Origin of the sequence: Bradyrhizobium sp. 139 (assembly GCF_023074175.1) — a bacterium.
GTDB lineage: Bacteria > Pseudomonadota > Alphaproteobacteria > Rhizobiales > Xanthobacteraceae > Bradyrhizobium.
In genome coordinates this window covers 24,091-39,901 of sequence record NZ_JADPKS010000169.1, presented here as the reverse complement: position 1 = coordinate 39,901, position 15,811 = coordinate 24,091, and the positions used below count along the sequence as shown (strand labels likewise).

Annotated in this window: 16 protein-coding genes and 2 pseudogenes; 6 read left to right on the top strand and 12 right to left on the bottom strand. The window is 63.4% G+C overall.

The genetic code is table 11. The features are described from left to right. Positions 1-435: 435 nt before the first annotated feature. From IVA80_RS35795 to IVA80_RS35785, 3 genes are all read right to left on the bottom strand, one after another. A complete protein-coding gene (locus IVA80_RS35795; protein WP_247439816.1) occupies positions 436-1,047 on the bottom strand; it encodes a LysE family translocator in 612 nt (203 codons plus the stop codon). A 55-nt stretch (positions 1,048-1,102) separates the two neighbouring features. Further along, positions 1,103-1,477 (bottom strand): response regulator, encoded by a 375-nt coding sequence (locus IVA80_RS35790; RefSeq protein WP_247439815.1) that lies wholly within the window; start codon positions 1,475-1,477, stop codon positions 1,103-1,105. Between the two features lie 238 nt (positions 1,478-1,715). Beyond that, on the bottom strand, positions 1,716-2,522 hold the full coding sequence (locus tag IVA80_RS35785; RefSeq protein WP_247439814.1) for a lytic murein transglycosylase: 807 nt from the start codon (positions 2,520-2,522) through the stop codon (positions 1,716-1,718). A 514-nt stretch (positions 2,523-3,036) separates the two neighbouring features. On the opposite strand from IVA80_RS35785, the gene IVA80_RS35780 reads away from it, so the two are divergent. Further along, the gene (locus IVA80_RS35780; protein ID WP_247439813.1) at positions 3,037-3,273 is read left to right on the top strand and encodes a hypothetical protein; all 237 of its coding nucleotides are present in this window, start codon (positions 3,037-3,039) and stop codon (positions 3,271-3,273) included. 107 nt (positions 3,274-3,380) lie between these two features. Here IVA80_RS35780 and rpoD read toward each other — a convergent pair whose 3' ends face one another. Beyond that, positions 3,381-5,537: an RNA polymerase sigma factor RpoD gene (rpoD, locus tag IVA80_RS35775; protein ID WP_247439812.1), complete on the bottom strand. Its 2,157-nt coding sequence runs from the start codon at positions 5,535-5,537 to the stop codon at positions 3,381-3,383. Positions 5,538-5,911: 374 nt separating this feature from the next. Next, positions 5,912-7,927 (bottom strand): DNA primase, encoded by a 2,016-nt coding sequence (gene dnaG, locus IVA80_RS35770; RefSeq protein WP_247439811.1) that lies wholly within the window; start codon positions 7,925-7,927, stop codon positions 5,912-5,914. Positions 7,928-8,245: 318 nt separating this feature from the next. Here dnaG and IVA80_RS35765 point away from each other — a divergent pair, with 318 nt between their 5' ends. Next, positions 8,246-8,809: a chlorite dismutase family protein gene (locus IVA80_RS35765; RefSeq protein ID WP_247439810.1), complete on the top strand. Its 564-nt coding sequence runs from the start codon at positions 8,246-8,248 to the stop codon at positions 8,807-8,809. Here the strand turns inward: IVA80_RS35765 and IVA80_RS35760 are convergent. Next, positions 8,806-9,204 carry a gamma-glutamylcyclotransferase family protein gene (locus tag IVA80_RS35760; protein ID WP_247439809.1) on the bottom strand — a complete coding sequence of 133 codons (399 nt, stop codon included), beginning with the start codon at positions 9,202-9,204 and terminating at the stop codon, positions 8,806-8,808. The genes IVA80_RS35765 and IVA80_RS35760 overlap by 4 nt on opposite strands. A gap of 205 nt (positions 9,205-9,409) precedes the next feature. Here IVA80_RS35760 and IVA80_RS35755 point away from each other — a divergent pair, with 205 nt between their 5' ends. After that, a complete protein-coding gene (locus IVA80_RS35755) occupies positions 9,410-10,213 on the top strand; it encodes an N-formylglutamate amidohydrolase (protein WP_247439808.1) in 804 nt (267 codons plus the stop codon). On the opposite strand, the gene IVA80_RS35750 is transcribed toward IVA80_RS35755, so the two are convergent. The 3 genes and pseudogenes from IVA80_RS35750 to IVA80_RS35740 all read right to left on the bottom strand — a co-directional run bounded on the left by IVA80_RS35750 (position 10,210) and on the right by IVA80_RS35740 (position 11,923). Beyond that, positions 10,210-10,752: a DUF3592 domain-containing protein gene (locus tag IVA80_RS35750; protein WP_247439807.1), complete on the bottom strand. Its 543-nt coding sequence runs from the start codon at positions 10,750-10,752 to the stop codon at positions 10,210-10,212. The genes IVA80_RS35755 and IVA80_RS35750 overlap by 4 nt on opposite strands. 46 nt (positions 10,753-10,798) lie before the next feature. Then, positions 10,799-11,164, bottom strand: a pseudogene (locus tag IVA80_RS35745) (DUF3592 domain-containing protein); the annotation flags it as partial. 138 nt (positions 11,165-11,302) lie between these two features. Next, complete coding sequence (locus IVA80_RS35740; RefSeq protein ID WP_247439806.1) at positions 11,303-11,923, bottom strand: LysE family translocator; 621 nt, start codon at positions 11,921-11,923, stop codon at positions 11,303-11,305. Positions 11,924-12,117: 194 nt separating this feature from the next. Between IVA80_RS35740 and IVA80_RS35735 the strand changes: the two genes are divergently transcribed. From IVA80_RS35735 to IVA80_RS35725, 3 genes are read left to right on the top strand one after another with little or no spacing between them, the layout of a single operon-like run. Continuing rightward, complete coding sequence (locus tag IVA80_RS35735) at positions 12,118-12,432, top strand: helix-turn-helix domain-containing protein (protein WP_247439877.1); 315 nt, start codon at positions 12,118-12,120, stop codon at positions 12,430-12,432. Then, a complete protein-coding gene (locus tag IVA80_RS35730; protein WP_247439805.1) occupies positions 12,425-12,895 on the top strand; it encodes an SRPBCC family protein in 471 nt (156 codons plus the stop codon). The genes IVA80_RS35735 and IVA80_RS35730 overlap by 8 nt, the downstream gene beginning before the upstream one ends. Next, on the top strand, positions 12,892-13,404 hold the full coding sequence (locus tag IVA80_RS35725) for an SRPBCC family protein (protein ID WP_247439804.1): 513 nt from the start codon (positions 12,892-12,894) through the stop codon (positions 13,402-13,404). The genes IVA80_RS35730 and IVA80_RS35725 overlap by 4 nt, the downstream gene beginning before the upstream one ends. Before the next feature lie 18 nt (positions 13,405-13,422). Here IVA80_RS35725 and IVA80_RS35720 read toward each other — a convergent pair whose 3' ends face one another. The 3 genes and pseudogenes from IVA80_RS35720 to IVA80_RS35710 all read right to left on the bottom strand — a co-directional run bounded on the left by IVA80_RS35720 (position 13,423) and on the right by IVA80_RS35710 (position 15,783). After that, positions 13,423-13,602, bottom strand: a complete 180-nt coding sequence (locus IVA80_RS35720) for a hypothetical protein (protein ID WP_247439876.1) — start codon at positions 13,600-13,602, stop codon at positions 13,423-13,425. 276 nt (positions 13,603-13,878) lie between these two features. Continuing rightward, positions 13,879-14,135: pseudogene (locus IVA80_RS35715) on the bottom strand (DUF2189 domain-containing protein); the annotation flags it as partial. Between the two features lie 37 nt (positions 14,136-14,172). Beyond that, positions 14,173-15,783: an acyl-CoA synthetase gene (locus IVA80_RS35710; protein ID WP_247439875.1), complete on the bottom strand. Its 1,611-nt coding sequence runs from the start codon at positions 15,781-15,783 to the stop codon at positions 14,173-14,175. Positions 15,784-15,811: the final 28 nt, after the last annotated feature.

Sequence of the window (15,811 nt, the reverse complement as noted above, 5' to 3'; positions counted from 1 at the left end):
TGATGAATCGCGATCGGTTTTCGGCATCGTTAAACAAGGCTTGATGTGTCGCCGCTGCGGCGCTGATGCGAATTCGCAGGCAAAAATCACCCGAAAACGCATCTGAGCTGTGGATAACGCGATGACACAGATGTGACAGCACGGGGCAGCCGCCCGCGAATCTGCTGAGTTTGTCGTCGAGGATGTTGCGAGGCTGGCCCTCCGCCGAGCATCCCTCGTGTCGCGTTTAACCATGAACCCTTAAGAGGATACTATGGCTAAGAAAGCGAAGAAGGCGGCGAAGAAGAAGGCGAAGAAGGCCAAGAAGGCGAAGAAGAAGTAACGAGGCTTCTTTTTCTTTGCCCGGGTGGAGCCTCGCTCCGCCCGGGCGTCGGGCAAGGTTGAGAGAGTTTGAAGATGGCGGGCCGGGGCCCGCTTTTTTATTGGGCAGAGAAGCTACCGCTCGGCGAACGCGAGCTTGGCACCCAGCGCGGCAAAGCCCGCGGCAAAGCTGCGGCGCAGCCAGGCCATGACACGCGGGCGGGAGATGACGCGCTCGCGCACAGAGGCGGCGCAGAGGCCGTAGAGGACGAACACCGCAAAGGTCATTGCCATGAAGGTGCCGCTCAATTCCAGCATCCGCGCCAGCACATGGGCTTCATCGACCGCAATGAACTGCGGCAGAAAGGCGAGGAAGAAGATCGACAGTTTCGGATTGAGGATGTTGATCAGGAAGCCGGTGACGATGACGCGGCGGCTCGACCGCTCCTTGATCTCGCCATCGACCGCCAGCGCTCCGGTCTCACGCAGCGCCTGCCAGGACATGTACAGCAGATAGGCGACGCCGCCCCATTTCAGCGCGGCAAAGGCCAGCGCGCTGGTGTGCAGCAACGCGGCAAGCCCGAGCATCGCCGCTATCATGTGCGGTACGATCCCGAGGGTGCAGCCGAAGGCGGCAGCTATGCTCGCGCGCGAGCCGCGTGTCAGCGCTGCAGCCAGCGTGTAGAGCACGCCGGTGCCGGGCGAGGCGACGACAATGAGCGAGGTCAGCAGGAAGGATAGGGTCATGAACGGACCTTATCACCGCGTTTCGGATCACGAAAGCCGGCTGCCGGATCGACCGTCAGGACAGCTGCGCGATCTCGGCCTCGCGAAGCACGTCGAGCGGCGCCCATGGCTTGGCCCAGAATTTTGCGCCGTTCGGCAAGGGCTGCATCAAGGGGCGTCCTGAGGTGACGACGACATCGAGCTTCGGATTGCGGTCCTTGGCGACGTGCGCGAGCTCGACCCCGTTCATGCGGCCGGCGAGCTGCACGTCGGTCATCATCAGGCATAAAGCGCCGGCGCTCTTGTCAAGGACGCGCTCGGCGGCCTCGGCGCTTTCGCACTGGATGACTAGGTATCCGCTCTCCTCCAGCAGCAGACTGAGCATCTCCCGCTGCATGACATCGTCTTCAACGATCAGCGCAGTTGCGCGAAGTGGTTCGGCTTGGCCCATGGGCACCTCCCAATACTGGCTTGCGTAACGTATGTTAAGGAGCCAATTGGCCTGCGGTTCAGTCGATTATGAAAAAAATGTAAATCATAGTTCCACACGAGGGGCTTGAGGGGAATAACAGCGAGGCGTGGTGCTCGTGCAACAAGCTCGTCATTGCGAGAAGCTCTTGCGACGAAGCTTTCCGCGGCCACACTCTGGATTCCTTTCGCCACACAAGGTGGTGGCCGAGTGCGCCTCGTCACTGCCCCATCAGCCGATCCGCAAAATAGCCGATCGTCTTGCGGTAGATCACCGCCCTGTTCCATTCGCGCATCGCCTCGAAATTGGCGGTGCCTTCGCCATACGGCTGACCCATCTTGAAGCCGCTCGTGTGGAGCAGGTTCGCGGTCGAGGCGAGCACGTCGGGCACGCTGTGGCGGAGGTCGACATGGCCGTCGCCGTCGAAATCGACGCCGTATTTGATGTAGGACGATGGCAGGAACTGGGTCTGGCCGATCTCGCCGGCATAGGCGCCGATGAGATCGCGCAGCGGCAGGTCGCCGCGCTGCACGATCTTGAGCGCAGCGAGCAACTCGCCCTGGAACAGGTCAGTGCGGCGGCAATCATGCGCGAGCGTGGCGAGCGTGCGGATCACCGGCAGCTTGCCGATATCGCCCCTGCCGAAATCGCTCTCCAGGCCCCAGATCGCGACCAGGATATAGCGGGGCACGCCGAACTGCTGCTCGATGCGCGACAACAGCGCGGCGTGACGCTGGAGCAGCGCACGGCCGCCATTGATGCGGCCGGGACCGACGCGGGTCGAGACATACTGCTCAAAACTCTTGTTGAAGGTGTAGCGCTGGCGCCGGTCGAAGGCGAGCACCGCGCCGTCCTGGGCGATGCCGCTGAAGGCCGCGCTGGTCACGCTTGCCGAGACGCCGGCGGCCTGCGCTTCCGAGGTCATGCCGGCGACAAAGCTGTTGAAGTCGCCGCCGCAGCGCGCGGCCTGCGCCGATCCGCCGGCCAGACAGACGATGACGGCGGTGGCTAGGGCATGTCTCAGCATATGGGAAAATCCTCTGAAGGATGAGCGCGGAAAGCGGGGCGCGCGATCATGCCCGGGAACCGGATTCGCGTCAAAGAAGCTGGCGCGGCGCGCGCACGAGGCTCGCTCTCGCGGCGTCGCGAGAATCGCGAATGTGAACAAAGTGGTTTGACGGCGAAATAATCTGGACGCGCCTCGAAACTCGATGTCGCGACCAACGCATGTCTGATGCGCACGCTGCGGCATCGACGTGCCCACAATTTATCTTGCTACCGCAGAGCGCATGCGATAGTCTTCTATTTTAGGTTGTCGCCCCGCCAGCCCCGGGCGACGCTGAAGACCCAAAATAAACGGCGGGCTTTCGTGGCCCGCCGTTTATGGAGGGAAGGCGGCATCGGACCCGCAGGGCTCTCAGCTTCCATCCTGCAAGAAGACATCCTCGATCGATCCCGCCGCGCCTCCCGCGCTTCGGCGCGCTGCCCCGGCAACTCGCAAGCCATTTGACTATGGCGCCCTGATCGACGACAAGCCGGCCATGGCCAAGAAACCTGGAACCAATCCCAAAGGCGAATTCGCCTTTTTTAATGTCTTCTATGAAGACGGCTCGCAACGCTCCAACCGTCGCGTGCCCGCGGAACTGCTCGGAGGCCTCGACGGCGACGAGCCCGCCCGCGCGTTCATCATGGAGCAGGACCGCGAGATCGCCGAAAAGTCCGGCCGCCCGACGCTTGAGATCAAGAGCCTCGAGCGGGTCGGCGCGAAGAAGAAGTAGGCTCGCGTATCGGCTGCCAACCGGCACAAACGAAAACGGCGGGCTTTTGGCCCGCCGTTCTCGTTTGATTGGATGCCGTGGGCCGAGCCCGGGCATGACGGACTGAACTAATTATCCAAAAAGCTCCGCAGCTTCCGCGACCGCGACGGATGCTTCAGCTTGCGCAGTGCCTTCGCCTCGATCTGACGAATACGTTCGCGGGTCACCGAGAACTGTTGCCCCACTTCTTCCAGGGTGTGGTCGGTGTTCATGCCGATACCGAAGCGCATGCGCAGCACGCGCTCTTCGCGCGGGGTGAGTGAGGCGAGCACGCGCGTGGTGGTCTCGCGCAGGTTCGACTGGATCGCTGCATCGATCGGCAGGATCGCGTTCTTGTCCTCGATGAAATCGCCGAGATGTGAATCCTCTTCGTCACCGACGGGCGTTTCGAGCGACAACGGCTCCTTGGCGATCTTGAGGACCTTCCGGACCTTCTCCAAGGGCATGCCGAGCTTCTCGGCGAGCTCTTCCGGGGTCGGCTCGCGGCCGATCTCGTTGAGCATCTGACGCGAGGTGCGCACGATCTTGTTGATCGTCTCGATCATGTGCACGGGGATGCGGATGGTGCGCGCCTGATCGGCGATCGAACGGGTGATCGCCTGCCGGATCCACCACGTGGCGTAGGTCGAGAACTTGTAGCCGCGGCGGTACTCGAACTTGTCGACCGCCTTCATCAGGCCGATGTTGCCTTCCTGGATCAGGTCGAGGAACTGAAGGCCGCGATTGGTGTATTTCTTCGCAATCGAGATCACGAGACGGAGGTTGGCTTCCACCATCTCCTTCTTGGCCTGGCGTGCCTCGCGCTCGCCCTTCTGCACGGAGTGCACGATCTTGCGGAACTCGACGATCTCCAAGCCGGTCAGCGCCGCAAGCTGATGCACCTCGTGGCGGAGGTCCTTGATGCGGTCCTTCTCGATATGGACGAAATTCTTCCAGCCCTTGGCCGAGAGCTTCGAGACACGATTGAGCCAGCGCGGATCGAGCTCCGAGCCGGTGTAATTGCGCAGGAAGTCCTCACGCGCGACGCCATGGCTGTCGGCAAGGCGCATCAGGCGGCCCTCGTGCGAGACGAGGCGCTTGTTGATGTCGTAGAGCTGCTCGACGAGGCTGTCGATACGCGCCTGGTTCAGGCGCAGCGACTTCACCTCGACGATGATCTCGTCCTTCAGCTTGCGATATTTGCGTTCCTGGTGCGGCGAGAGCGAGGGCCCATGCGAGGTGCTCTCGAGCTGGTTCTGGATGTCCTGCTCCTGAAGCTTGCGCAGCTTCTTGTAGCTGTCGGCGATCTTGTCGAAGATCTCGACGACCTTCGGCTTGAGCTCGGCCTCGATCGCCGCGAGCGACATCTGGTTCTCGAACTCGTCGTCGTCGTCCATGTCGGCTTCGGCGGCGGCTTCACCGGGATCCTTCTCGCTTTCGACGCCATTGCCGGCGGCGGGCGCGGGCCGGAACGGGGTCGGCGACGGGGGCGCTGCGGGCGGCGCGACATGCGCAGGTGCGCCCGTCGCCGCAGCGGCCTGGGCGCCTTCGGCCGGCGCTTCGCCGTTCTCGCCGGTGGGAGCGCCGATCATGGCGTTGTTCATGCCGGCCTTGGCGTCGGGACCGGCATAGGTCGCTTCGAGATCGATGATGTCGCGAAGGAAGATCTTGCCTTCGTTGAGCTCGTCGCGCCAGATGATGATGGCCTGGAAGGTCAGCGGGCTTTCGCAGAGCCCTGCGATCATCGCCTCGCGGCCGGCCTCGATGCGCTTGGCGATCGCGATTTCGCCTTCGCGGGACAGGAGCTCGACCGTGCCCATCTCGCGCAGATACATGCGCACGGGGTCATCGGTGCGCTCGCCGGGCTCGCTCTTCTTGACCTCGGTGACGGCCTTCTGGGTGACCTCGACAAGCTCGTTGTCGGTCTCGTCCTCGCCGCCCTCGTCCTTGTCCTCTTCGCCTTCAGAGTCGTCGGCTTCGGTGACGTTGATGCCCATGTCCGAGAGCATGGACATGATGTCCTCGATCTGCTCGGGCGAGGTCTGGTCGGACGGCAAAACTTCGTTGAGCTGATCGAAGGTCACGAAGCCGCGCTTCTTGGCCTGCTTGATCATCTTCTTCACTGCCGCGTCGGACAGATCGAGCAACGGCGACGGCGCGTCCTGGGAGTCCTTCTCCGGCGCGTCCGCTGCCTTGTCGTCTTTTTCCTTGTCCTTCGCCTGCAGCGTCTTTGCCTTGGTGGCCATCCATTGCTCCTAAACGCGCTTCATGCAGACGCTCGCCGCGCCTGCCTGAAATCACTTGAACCTGTTGTTCGACGCTCTCGCTTCGCCAGATCTCGACACGGAAAGGGCGGCGCGCCTATCTCTCGCCACCCCGACCCTTCTCTCGCCGGATTTGCCTAACGCTTCGTGAGCCTCTTTGTCGCAGCGGAAGCAGGTGTAGTGCCAACAGCAATTGCGCGGATTCATTCCTGACGCGTCTGTTCTGCCTGCGGCCGCCTGATGGCCAAAGTGCTACAAGACCGTTAAGCCTCGATTAACCCTGTTTTTGCCGCCAAACCTTGGATTTGGCGAGTCTTTTAGCGGTTCCGGTCCCGGCCGTCCGCATGATTCTTTCATCACACGCTCTTCTGGAACCGGCCCGACAGCTCGCCAAAACCCTCGATCAGGGCCTCGGTGCCGTCGACCTCGGCCATCCGGGCCTTGACGTCACGCAGCCACGCCATATTGGCCTCGCTGGGATACTCTCCCAAGGCCAGCTCAGCGTCCTTCAACTCCCTAAGTAGTGAATGCCACTGCCGATGCAAGGCAACGAGCTGGTGCCAAGTGGAGAGAACGTCGTCCCGTGCCGCGCCTTCTCTTGCGCCCCACACCGCCTGGGTCGTAATGCCATTCTCAACTCTTTGAAGAAGCTGAGAAAATCCACCTTTTTCGATGTCGGAGCGCATCTTCTCGGCCTGCTCGCCAGGATCCGGGTTGTGGTGATGGTCGTTGGCGAAGGCAGCAATGATGGCGGCCCGGAGCTTGTGCGCCTCCGGATGGGCCAGCTCCAGGGCGGCGACCTCCTCCAGATGCTCATGCAGCAGCCAGGGGTGGTTGATCAGGATTTGCAGGATCAGCGCTTCGCGGCGGGAGATGGCGCTGCGCTGGCCCCGCATGATCGGGCTCGCCGCCAGCTGAGGGCTCGCCGCCTGATAAGGGCCGGAAGGCAGCTGGATGGGACCCGGCGGGCCGCGGCGGCCTTGGCCACCAAAGCCTTGGCCGCCGAATCGATTCGCCTGCCCGCCGGCACGCGGCTGGAAGGGGCGGCCGGCCTGACCGGGACGGAAATTGCCCCGGCCGGCAAAGCCGCCGCGGCCGCTTTCGGGGGCAAAGGCACGCTGAAGCCGCTCGGCGAGATCCTGGCGATAGTAGCGCCGCACCACCTCGTCCCGGATGCCGTTGGAAAGCTCCTTGATGCGCCCCTCCAGCGCTGCGCGCCGCTCGGGGGTTGCAAAATTGCCGCCCTCGAGCTCGCGTGACCAGATCATGTCGGCGAGCGGACGCGCCGCCGCGATCACCTCCTCGATCGCACCGCGGCCACTGGAGCGCACGAGATCGTCGGGGTCCTGCCCCTCGGGCAGCAGCGCGAAGCGCAGGCTCTTGCCCGGCGCAAGAAATGGCAAGGCAAGGTCGGCCGCGCGATAGGCGGCCTTCTGCCCCGCCCGGTCGCCGTCGAAGCAGAGGATCGGCTCGTCCGCCATCTTCCAGAGCAGCGCGAGTTGGCTCTCGGTGAGCGCAGTGCCGAGCGGCGCGACGCTGCCTGCAAAACCCGCGGTGACCATGGCGATGACGTCGACATAGCCTTCGACCACGATCAGCGATGCGCCGTCATGGGTCGCCTTTCGCGCGGTCTGGTGATTGTAGAGATTGTCGCCCTTGTGGAAGAGCGGCGTCTCCGGCGAGTTCAGATATTTGGCCGGAACGTCCTTCTCCAGCGCACGTCCGCCGAAGGCGATGACGCGGCCGCGCAGATCCGCGATCGGAAACATCACGCGATCCCGGAAGCGGTCATAGGGGACCGGGATGTCATTGCCGGCGACCAGAAGGCCGGTCTCGACCATGTCGTCGACGGAGACGCCGAGCTTGCCGAGATGCTCCTTCAACGCGAAGCGATCGGGCGGGGCATAGCCGAGGCCGAACTGCAATTGCGTTGCCGGCGCGATCGCACGATCGGCAAGATAGCCGCGCGCCTTGGCGCCGACGCGCGAAGCCAGCGTCTCCGCGAAATATTTTGCGGCGAGATCCATGACGTCATGCAGCGTGCGGCGCCGCTGCTCGTGCCGCGCCGCATCGGGCGTCACCGCCGGCAGCGGCAGGCCCGCCATGTTGGCGAGCCGCTCCACGGCCTCCGCAAACGGCACGCCGTCGGTCTCCATCACGAAGGTGATGATGTCGCCATGCTTGCCGGAAGAGAAGTCGTGGTAAAAGCCCTTCTGGTCGTTGACATAGAAGGACGGCGTCTTCTCCTGCTGGAACGGCGACAGCCCCTTCCACTCGCGCCCCGCCTTCTTCAGCTTCACGCGCTTGCCCACGACCTCGGAGACCGAAATCCGGGCACGAAGCTCGTCGAGGAATTGCGGCGTGAAGCGCATGAGCTCTGTGTAGCGCGAACCGGGGTGAGTCGGGCGAAGGATCAGGCATATAGGTGCGGCCTGCCTAAAAGTCAGGTTTGTCAGGATTATCCGAGTTATTCGACCTATGCACAGGGCTTAGCCCCGTCACCCTGAGGTGGCCGCTTCTTCAGCGGCCCTCGAAGGGCGACGGCCCGGCTGCATCTCGGCCGTTCATCCTTCGAGGCTCGGCTGCGATGCGTTGCATCACAAGCCTCGCACCTCAGGATGACGGGTTGGACAGCCCCGGAATGACAAGAACACTTGAACCCGGCCCGGTTCCACGCTTCCATACCCCCCATGTTCAGGACCTTTCGAGGCGGCCAGAGCGGGGGCTGGCGCGTGACCTCGATTTCGCCCGTGACGGGCGAGCCCCTGCCCTTCATGCCGGCGCTGTCGGTCACCGACAGCGACGCCGTCTCGTTGCCGCTGGTGCCCTCGCGCAGCGGCTGGCGGCTGGTCGGCGTCCCCAGTTCGCTCCGCTACACCGAGCGGGCCGAGAAGCAGCAGCTCATTGCGGTGCAGGCCGGCCTCGGCCGGCTCGAGGCAACCTCTGCGGCGCTGATCCCGATCCGCAAGTCGCAAGCCTGGTGGGAGCTGACGCAGGAAGAGCGGCGCAGGATCTTTGAGGACAAGTCGCACCACATTGCGAGCAGCCTGCGTTACCTCCCCGCTATCGCCCGGCAGCTCTACCACTGCCGCGACCTCGGCGAGCCCTTCGACTTCCTGACCTGGTTCGAGTTCGCACCCGAACATGCTTCGCTGTTCGAGGAACTGGTGGCGATGCTCAGGCGGACCGAGGAGTGGACCTACGTCGAGCGCGAAGTGGATGTGCGCGTGGTGAAGGAAGTGCTGTCGGGTTAATGGCCGAGGAAGCGGCCGGTCTCGATGCGCGGCAGGTCGGTGACGGGCCAGTTATAGATGTAGGTCCAGGCCTTGCCGGTGGTGCCGTCCGAGCCAGTCACGTCGATCAGCTTGCGCAGATATTCGGTCGGCTCCGAAAAGCCTTCGCCGCAGGCTTCGTACATGTCGAGCTCGCGCAGGAGCTCGTCGGGAGCGCGCAGGTGGAAGAGTTCGCCGTGCACGATGTCGGAGGCCGCGTCCGACAACAATAGGCCCGGATAGTGCTTCACGAGAACGAGCCGGCCGCAACAGGTCGCTTCGCTCAAAAAGTCCGCATGTCCCGCAAGCAGCCGCGCCATCGGATGGTCGAAGCCGCGCATCAGGGTGCCGTAGACGAAAAGACGATCGGAGTTCATGGGGTGTCTATAGCCGTCAATTAAGCGAAACGACAGCCGCACATCTCCTTCGTCCAGCGAAGCCCGGGGGCAAGCGATATTCGCTCTTGTGATGAATCGAAAGCAGCGGCATCGTCTGGCGATCATGATGATTTTGGGTCAATCGACCCGCAAGCGATTGCTGCCCAATTTTAGATGGCAACTGCTTTTTCCATAGGCAATCAGGATGACTTTAGATACAGCCGAGGCGGCCGACCAACTGCTCGGCGACGGCGATATTCCGCCCGTGCATGAGACGAATGCGGAAGGGACATCGCCCTTTCTGCTCACCTCGGATCACTACGGACGGATTTTGCCGCGCGCGCTCGGCGACCTCGGCGTTGCGGAAAGCGAGCTGACGCGGCACATCGCCTGGGACATCGGCATTGCCGGCGTGGCCGAGCGGCTGGCACAAATGCTCGATGCGCATCTGATCGCGCAGCGCTATTCGCGGCTCGTGATCGACTGCAACCGCCCACTCGGCGTTGCGAGCTCGATCCCCCTGATATCCGAAGCGACCACAATCCCGCGCAATGAGGGCATCTCCCAGGGCGAGCGCGCGGCGCGCCGGCGCGAGATCTTCGAGCCCTATCACCGCCGCATCGATGCCGCGATCGACCGCCGCCTGCACGACAAGCGGCCGACGGTGCTGGTGTCGCTGCACAGCTTCACGCCGGTCTATGCCGGCGTCGCGCGGCCCTGGCACATTGGCGCGCTGTATAACCGTGACACCGTGCTGCCGCAGCTCCTGCTCAAAGGCCTCCGCGCCGAAAGCGATCTGGTCGTCGGCGACAACCAGCCCTATGCGGTGAGCGACCTCAGCGACTATACCATTCCCGTCCACGGCGAAGCCCGCGGCCTCGTCAACACCGGCATCGAGATCCGCCAGGATCTGATCGCAGACCAGTCCGGCCAGCAGCAATGGGCCGAGCGGCTGGCGAGGATTTTCGCGCAGATCGAGGTGGAGTTCATGGTGGAGAGCCAAGTCTAGCTGCCGCGCGTCGCGACGAATAGTGCGAGCGCAGCGAAGATGGCGGCGATGCCCCACAGCACCCAGGCGATGTGGCCGGCGCCGCTTGCATCTAGCGTTGCCTCCGCCGGGTTGTCGGGATTGACGCGAACCTCGACGGTCGCGCCGTCCTGATAGCGCGACATGAGCTTCTTCAACATCTCATCGGACCCCGACGGCGTTCCGGCCGCGACGCGCGCGCATTCATTGGTATAGCTGACGTTCCGATAAAAGTAGCTGTAGGTCACGCGCTTGCCGAACATCTCCGTGCCGCGGCGTTCGCCCGGTTCGCTGGCCTCGTGATATTCCTCGATTCCCGACAGCTTGATCGTGCCCGGCACCACCGGCCAGCGCGTCGTCATCGAGGCCTGCCGCCGCACCGCATACCCCATCAGCGCGATGACGAAGCCGAATGCGGCGAAGCCGACCACGAGGCCCGCGAGATCGGGCCGCCCGATGTGGTGCGCGAGGTAGGCATAAGTCTGGTTGAGCCCGAACGCCCGAGCCGAACACGATGCCAAGCGCGATCACCGTGCCGATGCCGAGGCACCCCCACAACCCCTTGGGCAGGTCGCGCTCGAGCACGGCCTGATCAGGATGGCGCGGATTGTAGTAGACGGTGGCGATGCTGCCGGCGGGATATTTTGCGAGCTTCTCGACGACCTGAAAATTGCCGAGATCCTCGCCGATCGAGATGCGGCTGCAGCGCAGCTTGCGGCCGCCGACCGAGTATTCGTAGGTCACGTTGGCAAAATTGCGGCTCTCGAGCCGATAGCCTTCCTCGCGGTCGCCGTCGGACACCCTGACCTCGCGCACCTCAGCGACCGAACGGACAATTTTGCGTGGTGCCTGCGGCCAGCTTCGCGCCACGCGCGCCTGCCAGGTCTTCACAACGGCGGCGACCAATAGCAGCCCGAGCGGTGCGAGCGGCATCGCATAGACGAACCAGGGCAGATCGGGCACGGCCAAAATCCTTCGTCAGCGGCAACGCCCGATTGGACGCAATTGGACGCAGCGCCGCCGCGAAGGGTTCAAGCGCGAACCGGTGCGAGGGAGAGTATTTTGGGGCTGTTATTTTGCTCTGGTCAGCGCCAGCCAGATACCGCCGCCGATCATGAAGCCGCCGGAGATGCGCGACATCAGCCGCGTCCGGCGCGCCGAGAAGAATTTTCGCGCGCGCCCGGCGGCGAGAGCGTAGAGCGCATCGGTCATCGCCGCAGTGACCATGAATGTGGCGCCCAGCAACGCGACTTGGGGGAAGTGGTCGCGGTTCATGTCCATGAACTGCGGAATGAAGGCGCCGAAGAAGATCAGCACTTTCGGGTTCGACAGCAGCACAAGGAAACCTTGCAGGAAGAACCCGCCGCGCGGCGGCGCCGGCGGCTCGTCGACATTGAGGCCTTCGACCGGCGCCCAGATCAGCTTGATGCCGAGCCAGATCAGATAGGCGGCGCCGGCAAAGCGCACCCAGTCGAACCAGTAGCCCATGGTCGCCATCAGCGAGGTCAGGCCCACCGCAACGATGCCGATGACGATGGCGAGGCCGGCTTGCGCGCCCGCGACATTGGTCAGCGCCGCGCGCGTGCCGTGGCGCAGGCCATTGGCGATGACGAGGGTGACGATCGGCCCCGGCAGCAGCGCCAGCGCGATGCAGGCGGCGACGAAGGCGAGATAGGCTTGCATGGACATCATGGGGAGGACTCGCGTGGGCGGTTGAGGGTATTAATGCATGGCACTCAGTTTCCGTCTACCGCCGCCGTCACTCACGTTTTCATCTCCTGCGTCTCCAATCTGTGTTGGCTGAGCTTCGAGGCTAGCACAGCGATGTGCGGGCGCCAAAGACAGCACCTTGACATGCAACCATTTGGTTGCGTATTATCGCTGCCATGGATGAGGTCTTCAAAGCGCTCGCCGATCCGTCACGACGGTCGCTGCTGGACAGGCTTCACGCCAAAAACGGCCAGACGCTGAACGAACTCTGCGAAGGCCTCGCGATGACACGCCAGGCCGTGACCAAGCACCTTGTCATTCTCGAAGAGGCCGACCTGGTCACGACCATCAGGCATGGCCGCGAGAAGCTGCACTACCTCAATCCGGTGCCGATCCATCAGATCGGCGAACGCTGGATCAGGAAATTCGAGCGCGGCAAGCTCGCCGCACTCAGCGAGTTGAAACGTCAGTTGGAGAAGCGCGATGAGTAAGCCGCAATTCGTCTATGTGAGCTATATCGAGACCACGCCGGAGAAGCTGTGGGAGGCGCTGACGTCGAGCGAATTCACCAGGCAATACTGGTTCGGCGCCGAGATCCGGTCGGACTGGAAGATCGGCTCGTCCTTCGCGCTCACGCTGGACGGGGAGATCACCGATTCCGGCGAGATTTTGGAGGCCGATCCGCCGCGCCGCCTGTCCTACAGCTTCAAACACCAGAAATACGAGGAACTGCGTGGTGAACCGATATCACGTGTCGTCTTCACCATCGAACCGTTCGGCTCGCTGGTGCGTTTGACCGTGCTGCATGACGGCTTCGTCGAGGGCGGCAAATATCTCGGCGCCGTCTCCAACGGCTGGCCGGCGATCCTGTCCGGGCTCAAGAGCCTCTTGGAGAGAGGCAAAGTGCTGGCTATTCCCCGCGCCGCGCTCAACAAGGGATTCGACGCGAAATGAACATCGATCGGTTCAAGCCGCTGACGGTCTACACCATCTATATCGTTGCGACGCCGGAGAAGGTCTGGGAAGCGCTGACCTCGGCCGAGTTCAGCCGCAAATACTTTTCCGGCTTTGCGGTCGAAATGGAGCCGAAGCTCGGCGGCACGTTCATCGTGCGCGCGCCTGACGGTTCGGAGCACATCATCGGTGAAGTGTTCGAATACGACCCGCCAAAAAAGCTGACGGTGACGTGGAACGTCAACTGGCCCGAGCTCGTCGAAAGGCTCGGCACCACGCTCGTCACCTACGAGATCGAGCCCGCCGGCGAAGCCGTCCGCCTCACCATGAGCGAACGCCACGACCACCCGCTCAGCGACGACATTCTCTCCGGTGGCCGCACCGGATGGCCCGCGATCCTGTCGGGATTGAAGAGCCTGCTCGAGACGGGGCAGGCGCCGCAGATCAAAATGGCACCGCCGGCGCAGATGCTGGCGGCGCTGAAGGCGATGGGGATCAAGACGCCATAGCGACCGGAATCTGCGCCCTCATCGTTTCTTCTTCACCAGCGGCGGATGAATCTCGTCGATCTTGCGACGGCAATCCCCTTCCGAGCCGTGCGGGCCTGAGACAAAGGTCCCGCTGACCTTGATCGCGTACCAGCCCGACTCCACGCCGAGCCGAAGCGCTTCGTCTGTCTTGACGTGCCGTGGGGAGAGAGTTTGCATCGGTAGAGCTTCCATTGGGTGCTTTCGGTTGGCGTTCGATCTCATATCGAACCGCAGTGGTATCTTGCGGGTGTCCGCAGCACGAAGTGCGAGGATGCAGCCGCGTCGCGTCGCGCATGTATCGTCGTGGCGCCGCATGGGCGCAGAGACGACCGCTCTTTCCCACATTGGCTCACCGTGCGCGCAATCACTGCAATTAGCTATCGTTTTCTCGCCCGCGCCGCGCCTTTGAAGCGCGAAATACCGCTTTCGACCGAATAAGACCGTCGAAGCCTTCGGAAGCGACTCCACGGTGAGCAAGAACAGGATCAGCCACAGCGCCGCACCGACCGCGTTGCCGATGGCGAGAAACAGCAGGCGGTCGTCAGCCCTACGGTCATAAATTCCTGGAGGCTCGAGAACGAAGCGCGCAGGACGAGCAGTAGCGCGATCAACAGCCGCACCGTCCAGATCACGAACACGAACCGCGTGACGAAGGCCATCCAGCCGATTTCGCTTCGCGAACTTGTCGCCGACCAGATCGCGCCGGCCGCTCGCCCTCGACCCGAGATGCCGGCCTTTACATCCTGCCTAACCCCTTGCCCGCAGCTCGCGCCGCAGCACCTTGCCGGTCGCCGTCATCGGCAGCGTCTCCGCGAATTCCACGAAGCGCGGATATTCGTGGGCGGCGAGCTGCACCTTGACGAACTCCTGAATCTCGCGCGCGAGTGTGTCGCTAGCTGCGAAGCCGGGGCGGAGCACGATCCAAGCCTTGATCGACTCGGTGCGGATCGGATCTGGAATACCGACCACCGCCGCCATCGCCACCGACGGATGCTTCATCAGGGTGTGCTCGATCTCGGACGGGCCGACGCGGTACCCGGCGGTGGTGATGACATCGTCCTCGCGGCTGACGTACCAGAAATAGCCGTCCTCATCCTTCACGCCGAGATCGCCGGTCAGCAGGAATTCGCCGGCATATTTCTTCGCAGTGGCCTCCGGATTGCGCCAGTATTCGAGCATCGTGCACGGGCATGGCTGGCGCACGCCGATGATGCCGCGCTGCCCGCGCGGCTGCTCTTCGCCCTTGTCGTTGACGATGCGGACGTCAAACCCCGGCGTCGCCTTGCCCATCGCACCGGGGCGGATCGGAAACAGGTTGGAGTTGCTGCCGATCACGAGATTACACTCGGTCTGGCCGAACACTTCATGCGCATCGACGCCGAAGGTCTCGCGCACCCAGCCCAGCAGCTCGCCGCCGAGCGATTCACCGCCGGTGAAAATGCTGCGCAGCTTGACGCCCGGATGCTTCACCCCGGCCTGCCGCATCAGCTTCAGCGCCGTCGGCGGCAGGAAGACGTTGCGGACGCCGAGTTCGGCCATCATCTGCATCGCCGCCTGCGGCTCGAATTTTCGCGCGCGATGGCCGACCAGCGGAATGCCGTGATACCAGAACGCGAACAGGCCGTTGACGAGACCGCCGATCCAGGCCCAGTCCGCCGGCGTCCACATCAGATCGCCCGGCCGCGGCAGGAAGTTGTGGCACATCTCGACATTGGGAAGATGGCCAAGCACGACACGATGGGCATGCAGCGCGCCCTTCGGATTGCCTGTCGTGCCCGAGGTGTAGATGATCAGCGCGGGATCGTCCGCAGATGTGTCCACCAGCGCGAAGTCGGGCGATGCAGCCTTGACCGAATGCCAGAACGATTTCGTGCCCGCCGGCGTTCGTTCGCCAACGATGTAGACATTCTTCAGCTCCGGCAGGCGGTCGCGAATCTTCGAAAGCTTCTCCCAGCCACCCTCGTCCGTGACGATCGCCTTGGCCTGCGAGTTCGACAGGCGGAATTCCAGCGCGTCCTCGCCGAACAGTGCGAACAGCGGAATGGAGATCATCGCCGAACGGAACGCCGCCATGTGCGCGATCGGCAGCTCCAGCGATTGCGACAGGAACACCGCGACGCGGTCGCCGCGGGCAAGACCATCCGCCTTCAGCACATTGGCGAAGCGGCGCGACATCTCCGCGACCTCGTCGAAGGATGTGCGCGTGATGGCGCCGTTCTCGTCGACATAGACCAGCGCGAGGCGGCCGGTGCCGTCGGCATGGCGATCGCAGCAGGCCTCCGCCATGTTGAAACGCTCGGGGATATCCCAGCGGAAGTTGCGATAGAGCTCGTCGTAAGTCTTGGCTTCGGTGAGCATGGCGGCGGGCGTTTCCGTGTTCTCGGCG

Bases quoted from the DNA above. Each gene is read 5' to 3' on its own strand.
- IVA80_RS35795 (WP_247439816.1), bottom strand. From the start codon at position 1,047: ATGACCCTATCCTTCCTGCTGACCTCGCTCATTGTCGTCGCCTCGCCC.
- IVA80_RS35790 (WP_247439815.1), bottom strand. From the start codon at position 1,477: ATGGGCCAAGCCGAACCACTTCGCGCAACTGCGCTGATCGTTGAAGAC.
- IVA80_RS35785 (WP_247439814.1), bottom strand. From the start codon at position 2,522: ATGCTGAGACATGCCCTAGCCACCGCCGTCATCGTCTGTCTGGCCGGC.
- IVA80_RS35780 (WP_247439813.1), top strand. From the start codon at position 3,037: ATGGCCAAGAAACCTGGAACCAATCCCAAAGGCGAATTCGCCTTTTTT.
- rpoD (WP_247439812.1), bottom strand. From the start codon at position 5,537: ATGGCCACCAAGGCAAAGACGCTGCAGGCGAAGGACAAGGAAAAAGAC.
- dnaG (WP_247439811.1), bottom strand. From the start codon at position 7,927: ATGCGCTTCACGCCGCAATTCCTCGACGAGCTTCGTGCCCGGATTTCG.
- IVA80_RS35765 (WP_247439810.1), top strand. From the start codon at position 8,246: ATGTTCAGGACCTTTCGAGGCGGCCAGAGCGGGGGCTGGCGCGTGACC.
- IVA80_RS35760 (WP_247439809.1), bottom strand. From the start codon at position 9,204: ATGAACTCCGATCGTCTTTTCGTCTACGGCACCCTGATGCGCGGCTTC.
- IVA80_RS35755 (WP_247439808.1), top strand. From the start codon at position 9,410: ATGACTTTAGATACAGCCGAGGCGGCCGACCAACTGCTCGGCGACGGC.
- IVA80_RS35740 (WP_247439806.1), bottom strand. From the start codon at position 11,923: ATGATGTCCATGCAAGCCTATCTCGCCTTCGTCGCCGCCTGCATCGCG.
- IVA80_RS35735 (WP_247439877.1), top strand. From the start codon at position 12,118: ATGGATGAGGTCTTCAAAGCGCTCGCCGATCCGTCACGACGGTCGCTG.
- IVA80_RS35730 (WP_247439805.1), top strand. From the start codon at position 12,425: ATGAGTAAGCCGCAATTCGTCTATGTGAGCTATATCGAGACCACGCCG.
- IVA80_RS35725 (WP_247439804.1), top strand. From the start codon at position 12,892: ATGAACATCGATCGGTTCAAGCCGCTGACGGTCTACACCATCTATATC.
- IVA80_RS35720 (WP_247439876.1), bottom strand. From the start codon at position 13,602: ATGCAAACTCTCTCCCCACGGCACGTCAAGACAGACGAAGCGCTTCGG.
- IVA80_RS35710 (WP_247439875.1), bottom strand. From the start codon at position 15,783: ATGCTCACCGAAGCCAAGACTTACGACGAGCTCTATCGCAACTTCCGC.